This is a genomic window from Helicobacter sp. (assembly GCF_022511165.1).
In the GTDB taxonomy this organism is placed as follows: domain Bacteria; phylum Campylobacterota; class Campylobacteria; order Campylobacterales; family Helicobacteraceae; genus Helicobacter_C.
In genome coordinates, this window is record NZ_JAFLSB010000078.1 from 1 (window position 1) to 1,887 (window position 1,887).

Sequence of the window (1,887 nt, forward strand, 5' to 3'; positions counted from 1 at the left end):
AGGGCATTGCCGGGGGCAAAGTCAAAGCAGGAAATGTAGTGGTTATCCGCTATGAGGGACCTAAGGGGGGACCGGGAATGCAAGAAATGCTAAGCCCCACAAGTTTGATTATGGGAATGGGGCTAGGTAATAGCGTAGCACTAATTACCGATGGACGCTTTAGTGGGGCAACGCGTGGGGCGTGTATCGGGCATATTAGCCCAGAAGCTGCGGAAGGGGGATTGATTGCACTTATTGAAGATGGCGATAAAATTGCTATTTCAGTGAGCAAGGGGAGCTTGGAATTGTGTGTGGATTCTAAGATTTTGGAGGAGAGAGCCAAAAAATGGAAACCTCTTAAAAAGGAGATTCAAAGCAAATGGCTCAAGCGATATGCCTTGCTTGTGAGTAACGCTGCTAATGGCGCAGTGCTGAAAAGCGAGCTGTGAGATATGGAAGCTAGAGTTGCCTTAACTTCCTACGAAGACTGGCAAAATCTTTTTTACCAAAATAATTCTCTTACTGACAAAAAAATTCTCTTTTTGGATTCTCTCAAAGGCAAATCTCTCTCCTATAAACGCTATACCAAAAGTCCTTTGCGTTATGGAGGAGGCAAATCTCTAGCTGTTGGCTTGATAATAGAACACTTCCCAAATGATATAAAGCGACTTGTTAGCCCCTTTATGGGCGGAGGAAGTGTTGAAATCGCAAGTGCTTTAGAACTTGGATTAGAAGTGAAGGCTTTTGATGTCTTTGATATTTTGGTGAATTTTTGGCAAATTTTGATTGCAGATTCTAATGGACTTTATGAAGCTTTATTGAAACTTGAACCTACAAAAGAAACCTATACAGAGATAAAAGAGGAACTTAAAGCCTATTGGAATGAGAGGCATAAAGATTCGCAAAATACTGCTCAAATCAAGCTCGATTCCCTCACGCTTGCACGCGATTATTATTTTAATTTTAATTTAAGCTATGGACCCGGCTTTTTAGGCTGGATGAGTAAAATTTATGAAGATAAAACTCGCTACAAAAAAACTTTAGAGAAATTAAAAGATATAGGGCAAGATTGCAAGTTGCAAAATATAAGTGTGGAATGTGCGAGTTTTGAGCAGGTTTTTGAAAGCTACCCTAATGATTTTTTTTACTGCGACCCACCGTATTTTTTAGAGGGGGATTCTCAAATGTTTAAGGGAATCTATCCTATGCGAAATTTCCCTATTCATCATAATGGCTTTAATCATAAACTTTTAAGTAAATATTTAAAAAATCACAAAGGGAAATTTATCTTAAGCTATAATGATTGTGAGTTTGTAAGGGAAACATATAAAGATTTTAGAATCTTAGAACCCAAATGGCAATACACAATGGGGCAAGGCGAAACAAGAGTAGGCAAAAATCGCCTCAATCGTAATAATGGACTACAAGGCAATAGGGATAATATTAAGCAAAGCCACGAATTGTTAATTATAAAGGAGTAGAGATGAAAATAAGTGAAGTAAAAACTGCCTTTAAAATTGCTGATGTAGAGTATGTGGAGGGAAGCACAAGGCTTAATTTTAACTATCTTAAAGATTTAAAAGATGAAAATGGCAATGCTCTGCCTCAAAAAATTCTTACTGAAAATGTCGCTAGAGTGTATTTAATTGTTGTTGATGGCGAGATTAAAAAGATTGGAGGAAGTCAAAGTGAAGGAGGAATTAAAAATACTTTGTCTATTTATCGCGACGGTGGGACGAAAGGACGACCTAGCATAAGAAGTTTTGGGATTTGGTATTTTCTTTATTATACAATCTTAGAGGGCAAGAAAATAGAATTCTATATGATTTATCAAGAGAATTTTGAAAAGGATATTAAAGGATTGTTTGGGATTAAGAAAGTGAAAAATGCCTACATTTCTTACAAACT

3 protein-coding genes are annotated in these 1,887 nt (G+C 37.2%); all 3 read left to right on the forward strand.

Annotated elements, in window-relative coordinates:
• Positions 1 to 428: dihydroxy-acid dehydratase (locus tag J1E28_RS07760; protein ID WP_291028471.1), on the forward strand; the 428-nt coding region annotated here is incomplete at its 5' end.
• 3 nt (positions 429 to 431) lie between these two features.
• Positions 432 to 1,460, forward strand: a complete 1,029-nt coding sequence (locus J1E28_RS07765) for a DNA adenine methylase (RefSeq protein WP_291028473.1) — start codon at positions 432 to 434, stop codon at positions 1,458 to 1,460.
• 2 nt (positions 1,461 to 1,462) lie between these two features.
• A partial coding sequence (locus tag J1E28_RS07770) for a type II restriction endonuclease (protein WP_291028475.1) occupies positions 1,463 to 1,887 on the forward strand: 425 nt, incomplete at its 3' end.